Source organism: Clostridium sp. OM05-5BH (genome assembly GCF_003481505.1).
Lineage (GTDB): Bacteria > Bacillota > Clostridia > Lachnospirales > Lachnospiraceae > Otoolea > Otoolea fessa.
In genome coordinates this window covers 298,939-321,415 of the sequence record NZ_QULJ01000003.1, presented here as the reverse complement: position 1 = coordinate 321,415, position 22,477 = coordinate 298,939, and the positions used below count along the sequence as shown (strand labels likewise).

General features: G+C 50.6%; 22 protein-coding genes. 21 read left to right on the top strand and 1 reads right to left on the bottom strand.

Going from position 1 to position 22,477, the window contains the following annotated elements; genetic code table 11:
- Nucleotides 1-26 precede the first annotated feature (26 nt).
- From fmt to serS, 12 genes are all read left to right on the top strand, one after another.
- Nucleotides 27-971, top strand: coding sequence for a methionyl-tRNA formyltransferase (fmt, locus tag DXB70_RS06215; RefSeq protein WP_118672889.1), 945 nt, complete (start codon nucleotides 27-29; stop codon nucleotides 969-971).
- Nucleotides 972-1,036: 65 nt separating this feature from the next.
- A complete protein-coding gene (locus DXB70_RS06210; RefSeq protein WP_118468657.1) occupies nucleotides 1,037-1,747 on the top strand; it encodes a zinc metallopeptidase in 711 nt (236 codons plus the stop codon).
- The gene (gene rsmB / locus DXB70_RS06205; RefSeq protein ID WP_118672888.1) at nucleotides 1,740-3,071 is read left to right on the top strand and encodes a 16S rRNA (cytosine(967)-C(5))-methyltransferase RsmB; all 1,332 of its coding nucleotides are present in this window, start codon (nucleotides 1,740-1,742) and stop codon (nucleotides 3,069-3,071) included. The genes DXB70_RS06210 and rsmB overlap by 8 nt, the downstream gene beginning before the upstream one ends.
- A gap of 71 nt (nucleotides 3,072-3,142) precedes the next feature.
- A complete protein-coding gene (gene rlmN, locus DXB70_RS06200) occupies nucleotides 3,143-4,207 on the top strand; it encodes a 23S rRNA (adenine(2503)-C(2))-methyltransferase RlmN (RefSeq protein WP_022358690.1) in 1,065 nt (354 codons plus the stop codon).
- Nucleotides 4,204-4,950, top strand: a complete 747-nt coding sequence (locus DXB70_RS06195) for a Stp1/IreP family PP2C-type Ser/Thr phosphatase (protein ID WP_106999962.1) — start codon at nucleotides 4,204-4,206, stop codon at nucleotides 4,948-4,950. The genes rlmN and DXB70_RS06195 overlap by 4 nt, the downstream gene beginning before the upstream one ends.
- A complete protein-coding gene (gene pknB, locus DXB70_RS06190; RefSeq protein ID WP_118672887.1) occupies nucleotides 4,947-7,193 on the top strand; it encodes a Stk1 family PASTA domain-containing Ser/Thr kinase in 2,247 nt (748 codons plus the stop codon). The genes DXB70_RS06195 and pknB overlap by 4 nt, the downstream gene beginning before the upstream one ends.
- Before the next feature lie 25 nt (nucleotides 7,194-7,218).
- Nucleotides 7,219-8,112, top strand: coding sequence for a ribosome small subunit-dependent GTPase A (gene rsgA / locus DXB70_RS06185; protein WP_118672886.1), 894 nt, complete (start codon nucleotides 7,219-7,221; stop codon nucleotides 8,110-8,112).
- 23 nt (nucleotides 8,113-8,135) lie between these two features.
- Complete coding sequence (rpe, locus tag DXB70_RS06180) at nucleotides 8,136-8,801, top strand: ribulose-phosphate 3-epimerase (protein WP_022360278.1); 666 nt, start codon at nucleotides 8,136-8,138, stop codon at nucleotides 8,799-8,801.
- 5 nt (nucleotides 8,802-8,806) lie between these two features.
- Nucleotides 8,807-9,457: a thiamine diphosphokinase gene (locus tag DXB70_RS06175; RefSeq protein ID WP_107000407.1), complete on the top strand. Its 651-nt coding sequence runs from the start codon at nucleotides 8,807-8,809 to the stop codon at nucleotides 9,455-9,457.
- 117 nt (nucleotides 9,458-9,574) lie between these two features.
- A complete protein-coding gene (locus DXB70_RS06170; RefSeq protein ID WP_022360276.1) occupies nucleotides 9,575-10,177 on the top strand; it encodes an ECF transporter S component in 603 nt (200 codons plus the stop codon).
- A gap of 462 nt (nucleotides 10,178-10,639) precedes the next feature.
- Complete coding sequence (locus DXB70_RS06165) at nucleotides 10,640-11,476, top strand: pyridoxamine kinase (RefSeq protein WP_118472671.1); 837 nt, start codon at nucleotides 10,640-10,642, stop codon at nucleotides 11,474-11,476.
- Nucleotides 11,477-11,756: 280 nt separating this feature from the next.
- A complete protein-coding gene (gene serS, locus DXB70_RS06160) occupies nucleotides 11,757-13,034 on the top strand; it encodes a serine--tRNA ligase (protein ID WP_118672885.1) in 1,278 nt (425 codons plus the stop codon).
- Between the two features lie 109 nt (nucleotides 13,035-13,143).
- On the opposite strand, the gene DXB70_RS06155 is transcribed toward serS, so the two are convergent.
- The gene (locus DXB70_RS06155) at nucleotides 13,144-14,886 is read right to left on the bottom strand and encodes an NFACT RNA binding domain-containing protein (RefSeq protein ID WP_118672884.1); all 1,743 of its coding nucleotides are present in this window, start codon (nucleotides 14,884-14,886) and stop codon (nucleotides 13,144-13,146) included.
- A 144-nt stretch (nucleotides 14,887-15,030) separates the two neighbouring features.
- Between DXB70_RS06155 and DXB70_RS06150 the strand changes: the two genes are divergently transcribed.
- The 9 genes from DXB70_RS06150 to DXB70_RS06110 all read left to right on the top strand — a co-directional run bounded on the left by DXB70_RS06150 (nucleotide 15,031) and on the right by DXB70_RS06110 (nucleotide 22,377).
- The gene (locus DXB70_RS06150; RefSeq protein WP_117795514.1) at nucleotides 15,031-15,909 is read left to right on the top strand and encodes a YicC/YloC family endoribonuclease; all 879 of its coding nucleotides are present in this window, start codon (nucleotides 15,031-15,033) and stop codon (nucleotides 15,907-15,909) included.
- Nucleotides 15,910-16,017: 108 nt separating this feature from the next.
- Nucleotides 16,018-16,638, top strand: a complete 621-nt coding sequence (gene gmk / locus DXB70_RS06145) for a guanylate kinase (protein WP_022360271.1) — start codon at nucleotides 16,018-16,020, stop codon at nucleotides 16,636-16,638.
- A 17-nt stretch (nucleotides 16,639-16,655) separates the two neighbouring features.
- Nucleotides 16,656-16,910: a DNA-directed RNA polymerase subunit omega gene (gene rpoZ / locus DXB70_RS06140; protein WP_022360270.1), complete on the top strand. Its 255-nt coding sequence runs from the start codon at nucleotides 16,656-16,658 to the stop codon at nucleotides 16,908-16,910.
- 274 nt (nucleotides 16,911-17,184) lie between these two features.
- Entirely contained in the window at nucleotides 17,185-18,528 is a 1,344-nt protein-coding gene (rimO, locus tag DXB70_RS06135; RefSeq protein ID WP_117795512.1) for a 30S ribosomal protein S12 methylthiotransferase RimO, read from the top strand.
- Nucleotides 18,512-19,054 (top strand): CDP-diacylglycerol--glycerol-3-phosphate 3-phosphatidyltransferase, encoded by a 543-nt coding sequence (gene pgsA / locus DXB70_RS06130; RefSeq protein ID WP_117795511.1) that lies wholly within the window; start codon nucleotides 18,512-18,514, stop codon nucleotides 19,052-19,054. Before rimO ends, pgsA begins: the two co-directional genes overlap by 17 nt.
- Nucleotide 19,055: 1 nt before the next feature.
- Nucleotides 19,056-20,309 carry a competence/damage-inducible protein A gene (locus DXB70_RS06125; RefSeq protein ID WP_118672883.1) on the top strand — a complete coding sequence of 418 codons (1,254 nt, stop codon included), beginning with the start codon at nucleotides 19,056-19,058 and terminating at the stop codon, nucleotides 20,307-20,309.
- A gap of 103 nt (nucleotides 20,310-20,412) precedes the next feature.
- The gene (locus DXB70_RS06120) at nucleotides 20,413-20,751 is read left to right on the top strand and encodes a hypothetical protein (protein ID WP_118468637.1); all 339 of its coding nucleotides are present in this window, start codon (nucleotides 20,413-20,415) and stop codon (nucleotides 20,749-20,751) included.
- Nucleotides 20,752-20,873: 122 nt separating this feature from the next.
- Complete coding sequence (locus tag DXB70_RS06115) at nucleotides 20,874-21,971, top strand: hypothetical protein (RefSeq protein ID WP_118672882.1); 1,098 nt, start codon at nucleotides 20,874-20,876, stop codon at nucleotides 21,969-21,971.
- Between the two features lies 1 nt (nucleotide 21,972).
- Nucleotides 21,973-22,377 carry a GerW family sporulation protein gene (locus tag DXB70_RS06110; protein ID WP_022360264.1) on the top strand — a complete coding sequence of 135 codons (405 nt, stop codon included), beginning with the start codon at nucleotides 21,973-21,975 and terminating at the stop codon, nucleotides 22,375-22,377.
- Nucleotides 22,378-22,477 lie beyond the last annotated feature (100 nt).

The following is a 22,477-nucleotide window of genomic DNA, read 5'->3' as shown; positions in this document are numbered from 1 at the left end:
AAACAAGAGTGGGGTGACAGGCAGATATGAAGATCGTATTTATGGGAACACCGGATTTTGCGGTTCCGACACTGGAAGCGCTCTATCAGAGCCGGCATGAAGTAGCGGCGGTGGTGACACAGCCAGATAAGCCGAAGGGACGCGGCAAGGCGATGGCAATGCCGCCTGTCAAGGAAAAAGCGCTGGAATATGGAATCCCGGTGTATCAGCCGGTGCGCGTCCGCAAGGATGAGGCATTTTTTGAGGAATTGACGAAGATTCAGCCGGACGTGATCGTCGTGATTGCATTTGGCCAGATTTTGCCGGATCGGATTCTGAACCTGCCGAAATACGGCTGTATCAACATCCATGCGTCGCTTCTGCCAAAATACCGTGGGGCAGCTCCGATCCAGTGGGCGGTCATCAATGGCGATGAGGTCAGCGGTGTGACGACGATGCAGATGGATGTCGGTCTGGACACCGGAGATATCCTGGATACCGTGGAAGTACGCCTGGATCCGAAAGAGACAGGCGGCAGCCTGTTTGACCGCTTGAGCCTTGCGGGAGGAAAGCTGATTCTCTCCACGCTTGAGAAAGCGGAGGCAGGAATCCTGCATCCGGTTAAACAAGATGAGGCAGAGGCGACTCATGTGACAATGCTCGATAAATCGATGGGGCAGATCGACTGGTCGATGGATGCGGCAGCGATTGAGCGCCTGATCCGCGGCTTAAATCCATGGCCGAGCGCTTATACAAAATTTGAAGGAAAAACCCTGAAAATCTGGTCGGCAGATGTCGAGGAAGATGCGGCGGGAATGCCGTCACCGGAGACATTCGGACAGGTGGTGCGCGTCGGTAAAGATGCATTCTCTGTCCAGACCGGCAAAGGGCTTCTCACGATCCGGGAACTTCAGCTGGAAGGCAAGAAGAGGATGGATACGGCGGCATTTTTACGCGGGTATTCGGTGGAAGCGGGAGTAAAGCTCGGATAAAATAATGCTTCAGCAGGGACTGAACTGCTACAGGCAGCCGGGCGTTTGAAAGGAGTTGGAGTGATATGTACGGATATGGATATTACAGTATGTTTGATCCGACGATGATTCTGGTATTAATTGGTGTATTTCTGTCATTAGGGGCATCTGCGAAGGTAAAAAGTACCTACGCGCGGTTTTCAAGAGTCCGGAGCATGACCGGCATGACGGGAGCCGAGGCGGCGAGACAGCTTTTAAATTCACAGGGCATTTATGATGTCCAGATCCGCCAGGTGGCAGGCAGCCTGACCGACCACTATGATCCGCGGACCAAGACCGTGAATTTATCTGAGAGTGTATATGGTTCTACTTCGGTCGCAGCGATCGGTGTTGCGGCGCATGAGTGCGGACATGCGATGCAGGATGCATCTGAGTATGTTCCGCTGCGCCTGCGCGGTTCAATGGTGCCGGTGGTCAACATCGGCGCACAGCTTTCCTGGCCTATGATCCTGATTGGTGTTCTGGTCGGCGGCATGGGATCTCCGATCGTTTCACTTGGAATTCTTTTATTTTCCTTGTCGGTGCTGTTCCAGCTGGTGACGCTTCCGGTTGAGTTCAATGCATCCGCGCGTGCGGTACGTCTGCTTGATTCAACAGGGATTCTTCGCGGGGAAGAAGTTGGATATACCAAACAGGTGCTTGGTGCGGCGGCACTGACGTATGTGGCAGCGGCGGCTGGTTCGATTTTACAGCTTCTGCGTCTGATTATATTATTTGGAGGACGACGCGATGACTGATGGAACTGCGCTGCGTGAAATAGCGGCAGAAATTTTGACTGAGATTCTGGAAAAGGGACAGTATACACATCTGGCCCTTTTTCAGGCTCTTTCTAAATATCAGTATCTGGAGAAATCAGACCGCTCGTTTTTAAAACGGATTGTGGACGGGACGGTGGAGTATAAAATCCAGATTGATTATATTATCAACGCATATTCCAAAACAAAAGTTCATAAGATGAAACCGTTTATCCGCACACTTCTGCGGATGAGCGTGTACCAGATTTATTATATGGACCGTGTACCGGATTCGGCGGCGTGCAATGAGGCGGTGCGCCTTGCGAAAAAACGCGGATTTTCCGGACTTTCCGGCTTTGTAAATGGTGTGCTGCGTTCTGTGACGCGTGGAAAAGGCAAACTGACCTTCCCGGATGATTCAGTGCGGTATTCAATGCCGGACTGGATTTTATCTCTCTGGAAGGAAAACTATGGGGCAGAGACGACGCACAGGATGGCACAGGCTGGTCTGGAGAAACGTCCGTTTATGGTGCGGTTTGCCGAGAGCCGTGCAGGGAAAGAAGAGATTCTTGCCTCCCTGTCCGCCCAGGGCGTGACGGCAGAGGAGACAGCGGCGGGAAGCGGTGTTTACCGTCTGACGGGAGTGGACTATCCAGAGAGTCTGGATGCGTTCCGCGAAGGACTAATCCGGATTCAGGATCTGAGTTCGTCGCTGGCTGGTGATGCGGCGGGTATTAAAGAGGGTGATTTTGTACTCGATGTCTGTGGGGCACCGGGTGGAAAAGGGCTTCATGCGGCGGATCTGCTGCACGGAACTGGACAGGTTGAGATCCGGGATGTGAGTGATTACAAGGTATCTTTGATCAAGGAGAATATTGCCCGCAGCGGCTGTACAAACGTCTCTGCCTGCGCCTGGAATGCGTGTGAATTCGATGCTTCGATGGAGCAGAAAGCGGATGTGGTCATTGCCGATCTGCCGTGTTCAGGACTTGGCATTATCGGACGCAAGCCGGATATCAAATACAACGCTTCAATGGACGGAATCCGGGACCTGGCTGCATTGCAGCGGCAGATGCTGTCGGTGGTCTGGCAGTACGTGAAGCCGGGTGGAGTGCTGGTTTACAGCACCTGCACGGTCAACCGTCTGGAAAATGATGAAAACCGGGCATGGTTTTTAAACGAATATCCATTTGAGCCGGTTGATATCAGTGGTCGTCTGGGGATTGATTTTCAGGAAGACAGCCTGAAAGAGGGATACATCCAGCTCTATCCGGGCGTTCATCCGTGTGATGGATTTTTCATCTCTGTGATGAAAAGAAAAGGATAACTGGACGGAACAGTGTATGAATACAGGAAAGACTCCGAGAGTGCATATAGGAGAGAGGGAGGCAGTCCGATATGGAAAAGCAGGATATAAAATCAATGACGCAGGAGGAACTGCGTGCCTTTTTGGTGAGTCTGGGCGAAAAACCATTCCGGACCGCCCAGATCTATCAGTGGATGCATGAAAAACTGGCATCTTCCTTTGACGATATGACAAACCTTTCCAAGGTACTCCGGCAGAAGCTGCAGGACGCGTGCGAGTATGTATCGCTGGAAAAGGTACGGGTGCAGATTTCGCAGATCGATGGAACCCGCAAGTACCTGTTCCGCCTCGCGGACGGCAATGTCATCGAGAGTGTCCTGATGCGTTATAAGCATGGAAATTCCGTTTGTATTTCCTCGCAGGTGGGGTGTCGGATGGGCTGCCGTTTCTGTGCTTCGACCCTGGACGGCCTGGAACGGAACCTGCGCCCGTCGGAGATGCTGGACCAGATTTATCAGATTCAGCGCGATACAGGCGAACGCGTTTCCAACGTGGTTGTGATGGGATCGGGTGAACCGCTGGACAATTACGATAACCTGATCCGCTTTATCCATCTTTTGACGGAGGAAGGCGGACTGCATATCAGTCAGCGAAATGTGACGGTTTCCACCTGTGGGCTGGTTCCGAAGATCCGGGAGCTGGCAGATCAGGGACTGACCATCACGCTGGCACTTTCTCTGCATGCGCCGAATGACGAGGTGCGGAAGAGCCTGATGCCGATCGCGCGTACATATGCGTTAAAGGATGTATTGGCGGCCTGTCATTACTATTTTGAAAAAACGGGACGCCGCATGACGTTTGAGTACAGCCTGGTGCAGGGAGTCAACGACAATCTGGACGAGGCGCGCGAGCTGGCGGCGCTGATTCAGGATCAGCACGGGCATGTGAATCTGATTCCGGTCAATCCGATCAAGGAGCGCTCTTATGTACAGTCGGGACGGAAAGCGATCGAAGCATTTAAGGGATGTCTGGAATCTAAGGGAATCAATGTGACAATCCGGCGCGAGATGGGGCGCGACATAGACGGTGCCTGCGGACAGCTCCGGAAGAGCTATATGGATAAAGAGCAGGAGAAAGAAGGTGCGGCAGTCAAATGAAAGCATACGCACTGACGGATATCGGAAAAACGCGTAAGGTCAATCAGGATGCTCAGTTTGCCAGCACGGAGCCGGTGGGAGAACTTTCCAACCTGTTTGTCGTGGCGGACGGAATGGGCGGTCATCAGGCGGGAGATTTCGCTTCGCGCTATCTGATCGAGCATATGCCGGAATATATCAAAGAGAGTGGTGAGAATGAGCCGGTCGCGGCGCTTCGAAAGGGGATCGAGGCAGTCAATCAGGAACTTTATACCCTTTCCTGTGAGCGCGAGGAGCTTGCCGGCATGGGAACAACGCTGGTAGCGGCTTCAATTCAGGGTAATACACTCTACGTGGCAAACGTGGGGGACAGCCGTCTCTACCGGATTGAGCGCTCCGGCATTCATCAGATTACCCGGGATCATTCCTACGTGGAGGCGATGGTCTCGCTGGGACAGATGAGCCGCGGCAGCCGGGAATATGAGACGAAGAAAAATATCATTACCCGCGCAGTCGGGATCGGCGGACATGTGGAGCCGGATTTCTTTGAGGTTTCACTGAACCCGGGCGATTACATACTGCTGTGTTCGGACGGGTTAACCAATATGGTGGATAATTCAGCAATTTACCGGATGGTGCTTCTGCCGGGAACCCTGGACACCAAGGCACGGGCGCTCACGGCGCTCGCAAACCAGAACGGCGGGAAAGATAATATCGCGGTCATATTGATTGACCCGCAGATCAAGGAGGTGAGAGAATCATGATGCTGAAACCGGGAACCTATCTGCAGGATCGCTATGAGATCCTCTCACTGATTGGTACGGGCGGCATGTCAGAGGTGTATCAGGCAAAATGCCACACTCTGAACCGTCTGGTGGCGATCAAGGTTTTAAAGGATGAGTACAGCCAGGATGCGAATTTCGTCAGCAAATTCAAGATGGAGGCGCAGGCGGCGGCGGGGCTTTCCCATCCAAATATTGTGAGTGTTTATGACGTTGTGGATGAGGGCAGTCTTCATTATATCGTCATGGAACTCATCGAGGGAATCACGCTGAAAAGCTACATTCTCAAGAAAGGTCATCTGGGCGTTAAAGAAACGATTGGAATTGCCATCCAGGTAGCGCAGGGGTTGGCAGCGGCACATGACCAGCATATTGTGCACCGGGACATCAAACCGCAGAATATGATTATCTCGCGTGACGGCAAGGTGAAGGTGGCGGATTTCGGTATTGCTAGAGCTGTATCGTCCCAGACGATCGGGGTCAATGCGGTCGGTTCCGTGCATTATATTTCGCCGGAGCAGGCAAAAGGAAATTATAGCGACGGACGAAGCGATCTGTATTCACTGGGAATCACGATGTATGAGATGCTAACAGGAAAACTTCCGTTTGACGGGGATAACCCGGTTTCAGTGGCACTGGCGCATCTGGAAGAACCGGTGCAGCCGCCGAGCCGCATCAACCCGGAGGTGTCGGCAAGCCTGGACCGCATTATTTTAAAATGTACCCAAAAAAAGCCGGAACGCCGTTACCAGAATGCGTATGAGCTGATCGCGGATCTGCGCCATGCGCTGGTGGATCCAAACGATGATTTCCTGAAAAAAGAACCGGAATTTGATGAGAATTCCCCGACAGTCGTGCGCGGGGCCGAGGAACTGAACCGCCAGATGGAGGTACAGAGAAATCGAAATCTGGAACAGACGATGGAACATCCGGCAGTGAGTGAAAAGACCGGACCGGTTCCGACAGAAAATGAACGTGGTGAGGTAGTCTGGAAAGAGCCGGAACCGTCGGAGAACGAGATAGAAGGTTGGCGGGAAGAAGAGACGGATGTCTATGAGGAAGAAACCTCAAGGCGCCCAGACCGTAGACGGAAGGGACGCCGTATAGAAGAAGACAGCGAGGATGTCAATCCGCAGATGGAGCGCCTGCTTACGATGATTGGAATCGGTGCAGCCGTATTGATTGTGGTGGTTGTGATTGTCATTGCTGCGAAGTTGACAGGCATCTTTAATCTGGGATCTGGTAGTCAGAAGCATCCGAAGACGACCGTTGAAGCTTCTTTGGAGGCGTCTGAGAGCGAGAGTCTGGAATCAACTGAGTGCAAGGTTCCGCCGCTGGACGGCATGACGGAGGATGAGGCGAAGACAGCATTGGAAAAGCAGTCGTTGAAAATCCGTTATGAATATGCAAAGTCGGAAACCTCTGAAAAGGGGAAGGTCATCAATCAGAGTATTGCCAGCGGCACGGTTGTCTCGAAACAGACGGAAGTTATCGTCACGATCGGAGAAGGCAATGAGGCAATAGATTTGACGAAACTTGGACTGGAAGAGATGTCCGGCGAGGATGCAGAGACGCTTCTGGCAGAAGAAAATAAACTGACCGTAGTAGTGCAGAAAGAGAGCAGCGATACGGTTGCCTCCGGTATAGTGATCCGGTACAGCCCGTCCAGCGTGGATCCAGGCGGCACGGTGACGCTGTATGTCAGCACAGGTCCGGACGTACCGACGGTACCGATGCCGAGGATTACAGGGCTTTCAGAGGAAAATGCAAAAGTTGTTCTGGAAGCGGTCGGATTAGGGCTTGGCGAGCGCAAGGAAGCGAAGAGTTCAGAAGTGGCAAAGGGCAAGATCATCAGTCAGGATGTCCTGGAGAAAACAGATACACCGGAGGGAAGTGCCATTGGCTATACAGTCAGTCTGGGAAAAGGAACCCGCTATGTGGCGGCGATCAACGATGAATTCCAGATGAGTGAACTGTTTGGACCAAGTTCCGGAGATACGCATATCCGCGTCAGTATTGTGATGAAGCAGACGATTGCCGGCAATACTGTGACTAAGACGGTCATGGAACCGAGGGAGATCGGCGGCGATATCACGCTTCCGATTCATTATAATATCGAGGGAGCGGACGGTGTGCAGACAGGCGAGCTGCAGATCCTCGATCTGACGAACGATCGGGTTCTAAAAACGTATCAGCTTGAATTTGTGGAAGTTTCAGATAATTAATAAGAGGTAGTTGTAAGGTACAGGTATGCAGGGAAAGATAATTAAAGGGATCGGCGGTTTCTATTATGTACACGACGGTATTGGAAAGGTATATGAATGCCGTGCAAAGGGAATTTTCCGAAATCGCGGCATCAAGCCGCTGGTAGGCGATGACGTGGAGATCAGTGTTCTCGATGAGGAGAAGGCGACAGGCAATCTCGATGAGATCCTTCCTCGTAAAAATCGTCTGATCCGCCCGGCGGTTTCAAATGTTGATCAGGCGGTGGTGGTTTTCGCCATCACCGATCCGATGCCAAATTTAAACCTTCTCGACCGCTTCCTCGTCATGATGGAACGGCAGGAAGTTCCGGTCAGCATCTGTTTCAACAAGATCGATCTGGTCGATGCAGCCGAGCAGGAGAAGCTGCGTGCGATCTATGAACCGGCGGGCTATCCGGTGCATTTTATCAGCACCTACGAAAAATCAGGGCTGGAGGAGTTTCATCGGTTGATCATTGGGAAAACAACGGTCTTAGCAGGACCTTCGGGTGTCGGAAAATCGTCGATCACAAACTTTATCCAGCCGGAGGCACAGATGGAGACTGGCGGTATCAGTGAGAAGATCCGCCGGGGCAAACATACGACGCGCCATTCAGAACTGTTTTTCGTGGAAGAGAGCACCTATATGATGGATACGCCGGGATTCAGTTCTCTCTATATCGAGGATCTGGAGCCGGAGGTGCTCAAGGACTTTTTCCCGGAATTTGAGCCATATGAGGATGAATGCCGTTTCTTAGGCTGTGTCCACATTGGCGAGCGCGAATGCGGCGTCAAGACGGCGGTGCAGGAGCATAAGATCGGGCAGAGCCGGTATAACAATTACCGTTTGATGTATCAGGAATTAAAAGAGAAAAAGAAATACGGCAGAAGCAGCCGTTGACAAGAAATTGGGAGGAAAGAACCATGATTATATTATCACCTTCGATTCTGGGGGCAGATTTTACGAAGCTGGGAGAGCAGGTCGCTGAGGTGGACAAGGCAGGCGCGCAGTACATCCATCTGGATGTGATGGATGGCGCGTTTGTGCCGAGTATCTCCTTTGGAATGCCGGTAATTAAGAGCCTGCGCCCGGTGACGGATCGTGTGTTTGACGTACACATGATGGTGGAAGAACCGGGACGTTATGTAGAGGATATCAAAAAAGCGGGGGCGGATCTGATCTGTGTGCATCAGGAAGCCTGTCTTCATCTGGACCGCACGATCGCGCAGATCCGTGAGGCAGGGCTGCAAACAGGTGTAGCGTTAAATCCGGCGACCCCGGTCGAGACACTGGATGTTATTTTGCCGGAGGTGGACATGGTTCTTCTGATGACGGTCAACCCGGGATTTGGCGGTCAGAAATTTATTCCATATACGGTAGAAAAAATCAAGAAGCTGCGCGCAATGTGCAGCGAGAGGGGACTTTCCACCCGCATTGAGGTGGACGGCGGAATCACGCCGGACAATGTGCGGACGGTATTAGAGGCAGGAGCCGATGTGATCGTGGCGGGAAGCGCCGTATTTAAGGGAAACCCGGCTGGGAATGTAAAAACATTTTTAAATATTTTTCAGGAATTTGAACAGGGATGATGAAGATGAAGCGTTGTTTGATTGTGACAGGCGGAACGATTGATATTGCGTTTGCGAAAGATTTTCTCTCACAGCGCTCGTATGACTATGTAATTGCGGCAGATGCGGGGCTGGAGGTTCTGCGCCCGCTGCATATTTCTCCGAATGCGGTGGTCGGCGATCTGGACACGGTGGATAAAAAGGTTCTGGAAGAATATCAGAATCAGCCGGACATCGAATTTGAGATCCATAAACCGGAGAAGGATGAGACGGATACGGAGCTGGCGCTTTTGACGGCGGCGCGCCAGGGCTGTGAGGCAGTTGATATCCTGGGGGCGCTGGGCGGCCGTATGGATCACGCCATCGGCAATATCCAGCTGATGTATCAGTTTTTCTGCCAGGGAATGGAAGTGAATATTTATGATGCCCGCAACCGCCTGTATCTTCTGGGCGGGCATAAGGTATTTCACCGGGAAGAGGTGTATGGAAAATACATTTCGTTCCTGCCGATGACCGAGACTGTCGAGGGACTGACGCTGCGGGGATTTAAATACCCGCTCCAGCGGCGGACGATCGGGCTGGGGACGAGTCTCTGCATCAGCAATGAACTCAAACGGGAAGAGGGCATTCTGGAGCTGGAGAGAGGCGTCCTTTTGTGCGTGGAGGCACATGATTAATCCGGATAAAAAAGTGGCAAGTTATAACTGACCTGCTTAAAATGATAAAAACTGTATGTTTTTCAGGGGACAAGATTGTGCTATGATGAGTCCAATAACAAGGGAGGATGAAACATCATGGCAAACAAATCAAATCAGGCTTACAAGATCGCGATGGTCGGTCTGCTGGCAGCTCTCTCCTATGTCGTATTTACATACGGACAGGTGAAGATCACACTTCCGGGCGGCGATGCAACCTCCATTCATCTGGGAAATGCAGTCTGTGTCATCGGGGCACTCTTAGTCGGCGGCTTTTACGGCGGTTTGGGAGGTGCTATCGGCATGACGATAGGTGACCTTCTCGATCCGGTTTATATTGTATATGCACCGAAGACATTTATCTGCAAACTTTGCATCGGACTGATCGCCGGATTCGTAGCACATCGTCTGGGCAAGATTGACCGGAGCACCGATAAGAACCACATCCTTGGTTTTACGATTGCAGCAGCGGTGGCAGGCCTTTTATTCAACGTCATTGCAGATCCGCTGATCGGATATTATTATAAACTCTGGATCATTGGTAAACCGGCGGCAGAGCTCACACTTGCATGGAATATCGCAGCGACTTCGATCAATGCGGTGACATCTACGATTGCGTCTGTTGTTATATATATGGCAGTTCGTCCGGCACTCCGCAAGGCAGGTTTTCTGGATGCATTGTCTGTAGAAGCGAGAGCATAAGGCAATTTATCTCAGTCGAGAAGAATTAAAATGAAATACATACAGGAGACTGTGGTTGGGCAGAATGGGAAAAACATCTGTCCGGGCGCAGTCTCCTTGTTGCGTCATTGGAGTGTGCGGCTTATAAAACACAAATACATAGATACACGCTTGTAGAAACCAGAATCATGCCGCAGGCAGTCGTATCTGCCGCGAGAATATGTTAGATTATAAAGTTGCTTAAAATTGATGTTGGGGTCAAAAGACGTTTTGACCCCTCTGATACCAGATTGCTCCGCACTATATGCTCCCGCAATCTTCAAAAACATTCGTAATTCGCTCATTTTTCTTGGAAAAATGGCTACTTACTCATGTTTTTGGCGGGTCCCAAGGTCAAAAATTCTCCTGCAAGCAAGCTTGCGTCGAACTTCTGACCTTTTGACCCTGGTATCTTAAAATTAAGAAAATGAGGAAAAATTATACATGGAAGGAATTCAGAAGAAAATAGCGGTTTTAAATGACCTGTCAGGCTACGGGCGCTGTTCGCTGACGGCGGCGATGCCGGTTATCAGCGCCCTCAAGGTACAGTGCTGTCCGGTGGTGACGGCGGTGCTGTCCAATCATGCGGGATATCCGGAATGCTATATGGATGATTATACCGATCGGATGGAGGCATACCTGGAGCCGTGGCGGAAGATGGGATTTGAGATGGACGGAATCATGACCGGATTCTTAGGTTCTGCCAGACAGGCGTCGATCGTGGCAGATTTTATCCGGGATTTCAAACGGGAAAATACGCAGGTTTTGGTTGATCCGACGATGGGCGACCATGGACATCTCTACAGCGTTTGTGACGAGGATCTGATTGAGGCGATGCGGGAACTGATGCAGTATGCGGACGTTGTCACGCCAAACCTGACTGAAGCCTGTGCCTTGACGGACACGCTGTATCAGGAAAATGGATGGAGTAAGCGCAAGCTCTCAGATCTGACCTGGAAGCTTCACCTTTTGGGCGCGCGGTCAGTCATTTTGACGGGCGTGGTCAAGGGCAAACAGATCCTCAACGTGATCCATGAGCGCGGCAAGGAGCCGGTCTTTCATGCAACTAAATTTGTGGCGGGCAATTACCACGGAACCGGGGATGTCTTTGCAGCAGTCATCGGTGCCAGCATGGTGCGAGGTGTGCCGATGGAGGAAGCCGTCAGACGGGCGGCAGCTTTTACAAAAAAATGTGTGGAAAAGACAGAAGAACTTGGTGCCCCGGAGCAGGACGGACTGTGCCTGGAGGCGTGTCTGTCCTATTTGACGAAGTTGAGTTAAATATAATGGGGCAGTCTATCCTGTTTTGTATCAAGAAGAACAGAGGTTACAGTTCACGGGTAGGCACTTTTGGAACCGAAAGTGCCGTAAGAAAACGTGGTGGCAGCAGGAATTTGCCGTATTTAAATGCTAAGCCACGGCAAATTCCGCTACTGTTCACGTATGCGTGAACAGTAACGAACAGAGGAACTCTTGAAACAGGGCTTTTCATTCGTACAAAGTTGTAGTATAATTATAACTAGTTTTCGTGCAGTTAATTGCATAACAGTAGGAGGAAGATATGTTAGATCTTAAATTCGTCAGAGAAAATCCTGACATTGTAAAGCAGAATATTAAAAATAAGTTCCAGGACAAGAAAATTCCGCTGGTAGATGAGGTAATTGAGCTGGATGCCAAGAACCGTGCAGCGAAGAAGGAAGCAGATGATCTGCGTGCGAACAAGAACAAGATTGCAAAACAGATCGGCGCTCTGATGGGTCAGGGAAAGAAAGAGGAAGCAGAAGAGCTGAAGAAACAGGTAGCAGAGCAGTCTGCCCGCCTGTCTGAGCTGGAAGAGCAGGAGAAGGATCTTGGCGAGCGCATCTTAAAGATTATGATGACCATCCCGAACATCATTGATCCGAGTGTTCCGATCGGTAAAGACGACAGCGAGAACGTAGAGATCGAGCGCTTCGGCGAGCCGGTTGTACCGGATTTCGAGATCCCGTACCACACCGAGATTATGGAGAAATTTAACGGCATCGATCTGGACAGTGCCAGAAAGGTAGCTGGAAATGGTTTCTATTACCTGATGGGCGATATCGCAAGACTTCATTCTGCTGTTATCGCATATGCAAGAGATTTCATGATTGACCGTGGATTTACCTACTGTATCCCGCCGTTCATGATCCGCAGCAATGTTGTAACCGGCGTTATGAGTTTCGATGAGATGGATGCGATGATGTACAAGATCGAGGGCGAGGATCTTTACCTGATCGGTACCAGCGAGCACTCTATGATCGGTAAATTCATTGATACCGTAGTTCCGGAGGAAGAGCTTCCGAAGACACTGACCAGCTATTCTCCGTGTTTCCGTAAAGAGAAGGGCGCTCACGGCATCGAGGAGAGAGGCGTATACCGCATCCACCAGTTTGAGAAACAGGAAATGATCGTAGTCTGCAAACCGGAAGACAGCAAGATGTGGTATGACAAACTGTGGAAGAACACCGTGGACCTGTTCCGTTCCATGGATATTCCGGTTCGTACTCTGGAGTGCTGCTCCGGAGACCTGGCTGATCTGAAAGTAAAATCCGTTGATGTAGAGGCATGGTCCCCGCGTCAGAAGAAATATTTCGAGGTTGGAAGCTGCTCCAACTTAGGTGATGCACAGGCAAGACGTCTGAAGATCCGTGTCAACGGCGAAGACGGCAAATACTTTGCACACACCTTGAACAACACTGTAGTAGCTCCGCCGCGTATGCTGATCGCATTCTTAGAGAACAACCTGCAGGCAGACGGTTCTGTCCGCATTCCGGAGGTTCTGCGTCCGTATATGGGTGGTAAGAGCGAGATTCGCTAAGTTCATTTGAGTCCAGTAAAAAAACGCCATGGGTTGTGTGCCTGTGGCGTTTTTTACTGGACTCATTGTGAATTGCAGAAATATAGACATTGTCTTTTTTCAGGCGGCATTATGATGGCAGTTCTTCCAGCTGATTCGACGGCGTCGCCATCATCGAATAATTCGTATGATAAATCACAAATCCCGGAGCAGCGCCCGCTACTTTTTTGACCTGCTTTTTCTGTACATAATCGATCTCAACTTTTTCATTTTCCCGTCCCTTGGAATAGTAGGCAGCCAGCCCGGCGGCTTCCTCGAAGGTGCGGTCCGGAAGCTCTTTTCCTTCGGATTTCACAATGACATGGGAACCCGGAATTCCTTTTGCGTGGAACCACCAGTCATTTCCAGTCGCGATCTTGAAGGTCAGCTCCTCATTCTGGTAGTTGTTTTTGCCGACGTAGATATGGAATCCGTCGGAGGAAAGGTAGTGGAATGGGCGGCTTGTGATTTTTACTTTCTTTCCAGCCGGACCGTGCTTTTTGATGAAGCCATATTCCGTCAGCTCCTGCTTGATCTGGGTCAGATCTTCCTCCTTTAAGGCAATATCGAGGGAGGTACTGATGGATTCGAGGTGCTCGATCTCCTGCTTCGTCTCCTCAATGAGCTGGCTCTGAGCCTCGAAAGTACGTTTGAGTTTTCCATATTTGTCAAAATACTTCTGCGAATTTTCGCGGGCGGTCAGCTGCGGGTCAAGCGGGATCTTGACCTCTTTTCCTGTGTAGTAGTTCGTGCAGACAAGTTCTTTTTCGCCGCCGGTCAGCTCATAACCGTAGGTGTTTAACAGCTCGCCGTAGAGCTTGTATTTATCCCGTTTTTCGGTGTCCTTTAACTGTTTCTGCTGCAAATCGTATTTTTTATAATTGCGCTCCAGGGCAGTCTGGACGATCCGGCGCAGATCCGAGGATTTCTGGCGGATTCGTGTGATGACGTTCTTGGACGCATAGTAGGTCTCCAGCACTTTACTGATCGAATCAAAGTGTTCGACCTGATATTCCGGCGGGAACGAGGTCAATGGGAGAGCGGCAAATTCCATTGGCTCATCTTCACGGTATACGATGCAGGGCGAGAACTGTCCATTTTTGATGGATTCCATTGCCAGTTCCAGCGTGTGACCGAGGTGCGTGCGCTCCAGCTCATTCAGTTCCGATGCGGGGCGGTCGGCATCAATCGATGCCTCATAGCAGAATTCTTCTGCCATGACCGGGCTGATACCGGTGAAATTCGTGTAAATGGCTTTTCCTGCCGGTGCCGGTGACTGTGCCAGAATGGCGGCGAAATCATCGGCAGATGCAGTCAGCGGATCCTGCTTTGCGACCGTCTGCGGGAGGAAATATTGCCGTCCCGGCAGAACCTCGCGCACGGAGCTGACCTGCATGGAGATATGTTTGATACTGTCGAGGATCGTGCCGTCAGGGCTGCAGAAAATGATATTGCTGTATTTTCCCATCAGTTCGACGATAAGCAGCTTGCGGCAGAGGTCACCCATCTCGTCCAGATGTTCGATCTCAAAATGAATACAGCGTTCCAGACCCGGCTGGCTGACCGACACGATGCGTCCGCTTCCGATGTGCTTGCGAAGCAGCATGCAGAAATTCGGGGCAGTCATCGGTCCCTGCTTGTTGGTATCCGTCAGATATGCCAGAGGAAGACTTGCGTTGACCGAGAGAAGAAGCCGTTTCGTCTCCCGGAAGTTCTTTATGGTAAAAAGAAGTTCATCGCGCTCGGTCTGCGTGATCTTTGCGATCTTGCCGCCGGTAAGCGCGTCACTAAACTCCTTAACCAGGTTTGCGATTACAATTCCGTCAAATGCCATGGTTTTGGTGCTCCTTTATTTGTGTAGTATCTACTATTATAATGAAAGAAGACACGAAAAACAATCACTTTTAAATTCGGTTGACGCTTGCGGCGATTTGCATTATAATACCATTATCTATGGATGAAAGAGAGAGGCGTCACTATGCTTAAAAGTATGACTGGATTTGGCCGATGCGAGATGGCAACGGATGAATATAAGATTTCTGTGGAGATGAAGGCGGTAAACCACCGTTACTTGGATCTCAGCATTAAGATGCCGAAGAAATTTAATTACTTTGAGGCGGCGATTCGCGCGCAGCTCAAGAAATACATTCAGCGGGGAAAGGTAGATGTCTTTATTTCCTATGAAGATTATACGGATGAGAAGATGTCCTTAAAGTACAATCGTTCCCTGGCCGGCGAGTATATGGATTATTTCCGTCAGATGGCGGACGAGCTTGGGATTCCGAATGACGCGACGGTGATGCGTCTTGCACGGTGTCCGGAGGTCTTTACGATGGAACAGGTGCCGGAGGACGAGGAGCATATGTGGCAGATTCTCGAAAAGGCGATCGGCGAGGCGGCAGAGAAATTTGTCGAGACACGCACACGCGAGGGTGAGAATCTGAAGCAGGATCTGCTTGGCAAGCTGGACTATATGGTAACGCTGGTCGATCAGATTGAAGAACGTTCCCCGAAGATCGTGGAAGAATACCGGGCGAAACTGGAAGATAAGGTGAAAGAGCTTCTGGAAGGAAGCAGCGTCGATGAAGGCCGGATTGCGGCAGAGGTTGTGATTTTTGCAGACAAGATCTGCACCGATGAGGAGACGGTCCGCCTGAGAAGCCATATCGAGGCGACCCGCAAGGAGCTGACGGAGGGCGGAAGTGTCGGACGTAAGCTGGATTTCATTGCACAGGAGATGAACCGCGAGGCGAATACGATCCTTTCCAAGGCAAACGATCTGGAGGTTTCCGATTGTGCGATTGCACTCAAGACAGAGATCGAGAAAGTCAGAGAGCAGATTCAGAATATTGAATAGCCGATCATGCTGGAAGAGGTATTCACGGAAAGCTGCCGTTGGCGGTGAAAATACGGAGAATATGAAATATTGTAATAATAGATAGAATTTAGAAAGCAGGCGAAATATATGGATAATCAGGGAGTACTGGCAGTTATATCCGGATTTTCAGGGGCAGGCAAGGGAACATTGATGCGTGCATTGCTGGAGCGGTATGACAATTATGCCCTTTCCATCTCCGCGACCACCCGCGCACCGCGCGAGGGCGAGGTTGATGGAAGAGAGTATTTCTTTAAGACCCGGGAAGAGTTCGAACAGATGATCGAACACGATGAGCTGGTCGAATACGCCCAGTATGTCGGAAACTATTACGGCACACCGAAGGAGTATGTGTTTTCCAACCTGAAAGCGGGCAAGGATGTCCTTTTGGAGATTGAGATTCAGGGTGCCCTGAAAATCAAGAAGAAATTCCCGGAGGCAGTTCTCATTTTTGTCACGCCGCCGAGTGCCGGGGAGCTTAGAAACCGGCTGGCAGGTCGTGGAACCGAGACACCTGAGAAGATTGCCGCACGGCTTTCGAGAGCAGCGGAGGAGTCCAAGCAGATGGATGACTACGATTTCATTCTGGTGAATGATGAGGTAGACCGCTGTGTAGAAGAAATGCACGCACTGATTCAGGCGATGCATGCCAGAACAGAAAATCACAAGACTTTGATTGAAAAAATAAAAGAAGAGATGAAGCAATTCTGAAAGGAGAAAGATGTATTATGATGCTGCGTCCGTCATATCTTGACTTAATTAATGTTGTAAACAAAGAGGCTGAGCCGGGGAAAGAACCGCTGATTCAGAGCCGTTACTCCATCGTAATTGCGACTGCAAAGCGTGCAAGACAGCTGATCGCCGGTGATGAGGCACTGGTCATTGAGAATGGAAGAAAACCGCTTTCGATCGCGATCGACGAGCTGTACCATTCTAAGGTTAAAATTGTAGCAGAGAACGATTCCCCGGAGGAAGAGGTCTAAAAGGTGACAGAAGACCGTCCCGTGTTCATTATGTACATGGAGATGGTCTTTTCTTAGATATAGAGTAACTGTTCAGTAGGTCTGCGCATCTACTGCGCTGACCGTACGAAAACATGGGCCAGCAGGCAAAAATCCCATTGCCGTAGGCAATTTTTAATGGATTTTTGCGCGTGACTGTGAAGGTACTGAACAGTTACGATATAGAATTTTTGTGACGGTTCAAATCGATTATGGTTACAGAAATTTTTTAAATATGGTATTAGGAGAGAGTTGAATGAAATTACTTTGTATATCCCTTGGCTGCGATAAAAACCTGGTTGATGCAGAGCGTATGCTGGGTTCGCTGAGCCAGGACGGGTACACGTTTACCGATGACGAGCAGGAGGCAGATGTCATTCTGGTCAATACCTGCTGCTTTATCAACGATGCCAAGGAGGAGAGTGTCAACACCATCTTAGAGATGGCAGAGTACAAAAAGAGCGGAACCTGCAAGGCGCTCTTAGTCAGCGGCTGTATGGCACAGCGTTACAAGGAAGAGATCCTGCAGGAGGTGCCGGAGGTGGACGGTATTCTCGGTACGACCAGCTATGATGAGGTCAGCAAGGTGCTGGCGAAGGCGCTGAAGGGTGAGAGGGTATCTGATTTCCACGATTTGTCCGAACTTCCGGAGACGAAGATGCGGAGCAAACGTCTGGTGACGACCGGCGGACATTATGCTTTTTTAAAGATTTCCGAGGGCTGTAACAAACGGTGTACCTATTGTATTATCCCGTCCCTGCGTGGACCGTACCGCAGTGTGCCGATGGAGCAGCTTCTCGCAGAGGCAAAGGAGCTTGCGGATCAGGGTGTGAAGGAACTGATTCTTGTCGCACAGGAGACGACGCTTTACGGCGTGGATTTGTATGGAGAGAAGACCCTGCCGAAACTTTTACATGAACTGGCACAGATCGATGGAATCGAATGGATCCGTATCCAGTACTGTTATCCGGAGGAGATCACCGAGGAGTTGATTCAGGCGATCAAGACGGAAGAAAAAGTCTGTCATTACCTGGATATTCCGATCCAGCACGCGAGCGATGCCGTTCTCAAGCGGATGGGACGCCGCACGAATCAGGCGGAGCTTCGGGAGCGGATCGCGCATCTGCGGGAAGAGATCCCAGATATTGCACTCCGCACGACCTTAATTTCCGGTTTCCCGGGTGAGACACAGGAGGATCATGAGGAACTGATGCGGTTCGTCGATGAGATGGAATTTGACCGCTTGGGCGTGTTTGCATACTCTGCAGAAGAGGACACACCGGCAGCCGGATATCCGGATCAGGTACCGCAGGAGGTCAAGGAAGACCGCCGCGACGAGATCATGGAGCTGCAGCAGGAGATTGCCTTTGAGAAAGCCGAGGATATGAAAGACCGTGTGCTTGAGGTTATGATCGAGGGAAAAGTGGCAGACGAGAATGCTTTCGTGGGACGTACCTATAAGGACGCGCCGAACGTAGATGGTTTGATTTTTGTCAATGCGGATGTTCCGCTGATGTCCGGCGATTTCTGCCGTGTCCGCGTAACGGGAGCACTCGAATATGATTTGATAGGAGAGTTGGCTGATGAATTTACCGAATAAGCTTACGACGCTTCGCGTCATCATGATTCCGTTTTTTGTGTTTTTCCTTCTCTGGCAGAATGGTGAAAACTATACCTTCCGTATGATTGCACTGGCACTGTTTATCATAGCCAGCCTGACCGATCTTCTGGATGGAAAGATTGCCAGAAAGTACAATCTGGTTACGAACTTTGGAAAATTTATGGATCCGCTCGCGGACAAGCTTCTAGTGTGCTCGGCGCTCATCTGCCTGATTGAGCTGAACGCGCTTCCAGCCTGGATGGTTATCATCATCATCAGCCGGGAGTTTATCATCAGCGGATTCCGTCTGATCGCCTCGGACAACGGAGTTGTCATCGCCGCCAGCTATTGGGGCAAATTTAAGACGACGTTTCAGATGGTATCGGTGGTGTTGTTGATTCTGGATATTCCGGCGCTTGCGTTTGTCACGACGATCTGTGTCTGGATCGCGCTGGTGCTGACGATTGTGTCACTTGTTGATTATATTTACAAGAATCATAAAATACTGACAGAAGGGAGTATCTGATATGATAGTCGAACTGATCTCGGTAGGAACAGAGCTGCTGCTTGGCAATATCGTCAATACCAATGCGCAGTATTTATCGGAAACGTGTGCAAAGCTGGGGCTTAACGTCTATTACCAGACGACGGTAGGGGACAACCGGGAGCGCATGACAGAAGTCTTCCGGACGGCGCTCTCAAGAGCCGATCTCGTTATCATCGGCGGCGGTCTGGGACCGACGGAGGATGATATCACGAAGGATGTCTGCGCGGAGCTGATGGGAATGCCGTTAGTCGAGGATCCGGAGGTGCGGGCACATCTGGAGGAGTGGTACCGGCAGCGCAAGCGCACCGATATTCCGGATAGCAACTGGCGTCAGGCGCTGGTGCCGGAAGGCGCGGTGGTATTTTCCAACACAAACGGCACTGCTCCGGGACTTGCTCTGGAGAAAAACGGTAAGACCGCGATTCTTCTTCCGGGACCGCCGAACGAACTGTATCCGATGGTGGAAGATCAGGTTTGTGCTTATATTCAGAAACGATCTGACTGTGTGATCTATTCCCAGATGCTCAAAATCTGCGGATACGGGGAGAGCAAGGTGGAGGAGATGCTTCTCGACCTCATCGACCAGCAGACGAACCCGACGATTGCGACCTATGCAAAGACGAAAGAAGTACATCTGCGCGTGACCGCGAGAGCCGAGAGCGAAGACGCGGCAAAACAGCTGTTAAAACCGGTTATCAAAGAGATCAAGAAACGGTTCGGTAATGCGGTTTACACGACGGATGAGCATGAGAATCTGGAGGATGTCGTTGTCCGCCTCTTAAAGAAATACGACCTGACTGTGACAACCGCAGAGTCTTGCACAGGCGGTCTGATCGCCGGACGCATCGTCAACGTGCCGGGGGCTTCAGAGGTCTTTAACGAGGGATACGTGACGTATTCCAACAAGGCAAAGAAAAAGATCCTGGGCGTCAGTAAGGCGACCCTGAAAAAATACGGCGCGGTCAGCGAACAGACGGCGCGTGAGATGGCTGCAGGCGGTGTATTTACGACGGATGCGGATGCCTGTATCGCTGTGACCGGCATCGCCGGACCGGACGGCGGAACCGAGGAGAAACCGGTGGGACTCGTCTATATCGCATGTTATATGAAGGATAAAGTCAAAGTAGAGGAATACCATTTCCGCGGAAACCGCGAGAAGGTGCGTGAGCAGACGGTGATTCAGGCGCTGGATCTGCTGAGACGGTCGATTATTAAGAATTATAAAAAAGATTGATCATGTAAAGGAGGGAGAGCTGACAGGCGGGGAGAAATAGCCGGAAACGTGCTGTTTTTAGAGCGCCATGGATCAGGCTCTCCTTTTTTAGGAGGCGGGGACGATGATTTGGTATAAATATCTGTATCTGGGAGAAACTGCTAAAAAGCATCGTTTTTCGATTCTACAGAAACTCCGCCTCGGAAAGGTACAGCCGGGCGTTCACGTGATCACGCCTGCCTCAGGCGGACACAACCTGCTTGATATCCTGCCTGCCTATGTGCTCCGGCAGAATTATTACCGGGAGCAGGCGGATCTGCTGATCGTAGGGGTCGGCGCGAGCTACCAGGATGCCGTGGAGACGGTGGGGCGGATTGTGGATGAGACGTACCGCGAGACGGGTGGATTGGATGTGAAGACGTATCTGAGAGAGAAGGAAGACAGGCTGAGGAAAAAGAGGTAAGTATTTTGCAGCCTTTGATGAAGTTTTTTTGGACTGAAAATGTCTTTTGACCCCAACATCATATGATACAGAGCTGATACATGAATTTGTCAATGAAAGAATAAGAAGTGGGAGGGGATGGATTGCTGCATATTTTGTTCATAATCTTGAAAATACTCGGAATCCTGCTTCTTGTCATTCTGGGACTGTTGTTTCTGTGCCTGCTGGCGGTTTTATTTGTCCCGATTCGATACCGGGGGAACGGAAGCTACCACAGTATCAAGGATTTTGGCGTGCATCTGCATATCCATTGGCTGCTTCATGCGGTGTCGCTGCGGATTGCTTATAAAAATGGGCTTCGATATGCGGTTAAGTTGTTTGGATTCCGGATTTTCGGGAGTGAGAGTGAAGAGAAAGATACGGAATCTGGGCGTGTGCGGGAAGGCACGCAGGCAGCGGATTCGGATGAGCTGGAATTTGTAAATGCGCAGGAGAAAACAGAGGATGATGATTTAGACACCGGTGAACTGATTTTGCGGGCGGAAGCAGCATCGGAGAAGACAGACGCCGCGCTCGAGAAAGCGGAGGAAACTGCCAGGCTGCTGGAGGAGGCGGTGAAGAGACGGAGTGCGCAGAGGGAGGCGGAAATGTCTCCAGCTGTGAAGAATGCAGATGCATTTCCAGATGTGAAGGAGGCGGGAGTGTCCGAGGCAGAAGGAGAAACGCATCGGGCAAAGAATGAATTAAAATCAAATCCCAGCCAGGAAAAGCGTGAATCGTTCCTTCATAGAATCATTAGCTGGTTCAAACAAAAATGGAGCGCCCTGCGGCAATCCCTCTCAAAGCTGCTTACCCGAATCAACAACCTGGAGCACAAACGCCAATCCGTCCTTGCATTTATAGAAAATGAAGAAAATCAGAAGTCATTTCGCCTGATCAAACGCCAGCTCATGCGAATTCTGCGGCATATATTTCCCAGAAAGCTGTCCGGGCAGGTTACGTTTGGCGTGGAGGATCCTTATTTGATGGGACAAATTTTGAGTGTGGCGGCTTTTTTGTATCCAGTTTACGGAAAGAAGGTTGATTTGACTCCGGTCATGGATGCAAATGCGCTGGACGGGGAGCTTTCGTTCCGGGGCAGAGTCCAGATTGGCGTGCTGGCATTGATGGCGCTTCGGATCTGGATGGATAAGAATGTACGGACACAGGTTTATAAATATAGAAACCGAGGAGGAAGATAATATGGCAGACAATCAGTTTGCATCGACAATCGGTGCATTATTTCAGGGTATGGATGAGTTCGTCACAACAAAGACAGTCGTGGGAGAGCCAGTGACAGTTGGCGATGCGATTATACTTCCACTCGTGGATGTAACCTGCGGCATGGCGGCGGGCGCGTTTGGTCAGTCGGCGAAAGAGAAGAATGCGGGCGGCATGAGCGCCAAGATGACGCCGAGCGCGGTGCTGGTCATTCAGAATGGCATGACGAAGGTGGTCAATATCAAGCATCAGGATGCATTGACCAAGGTTCTCGACATGGCACCGGATCTCGTCAATAAATTTGTCGGCGGAAGCACCGGACCGATCGATGCGGAGACGATGCAGACAGCTGAGAAAATGGCGGGCGAGATGGAAGAGAAGAAATAAAGAAATTAAAATCAAAACGCTTCATAGAATGATCATAGCACACGATCGAATGTCAGATGTCTCTGGCAATGATCGCCTGCTATTTAACTTCTTTTGAAAA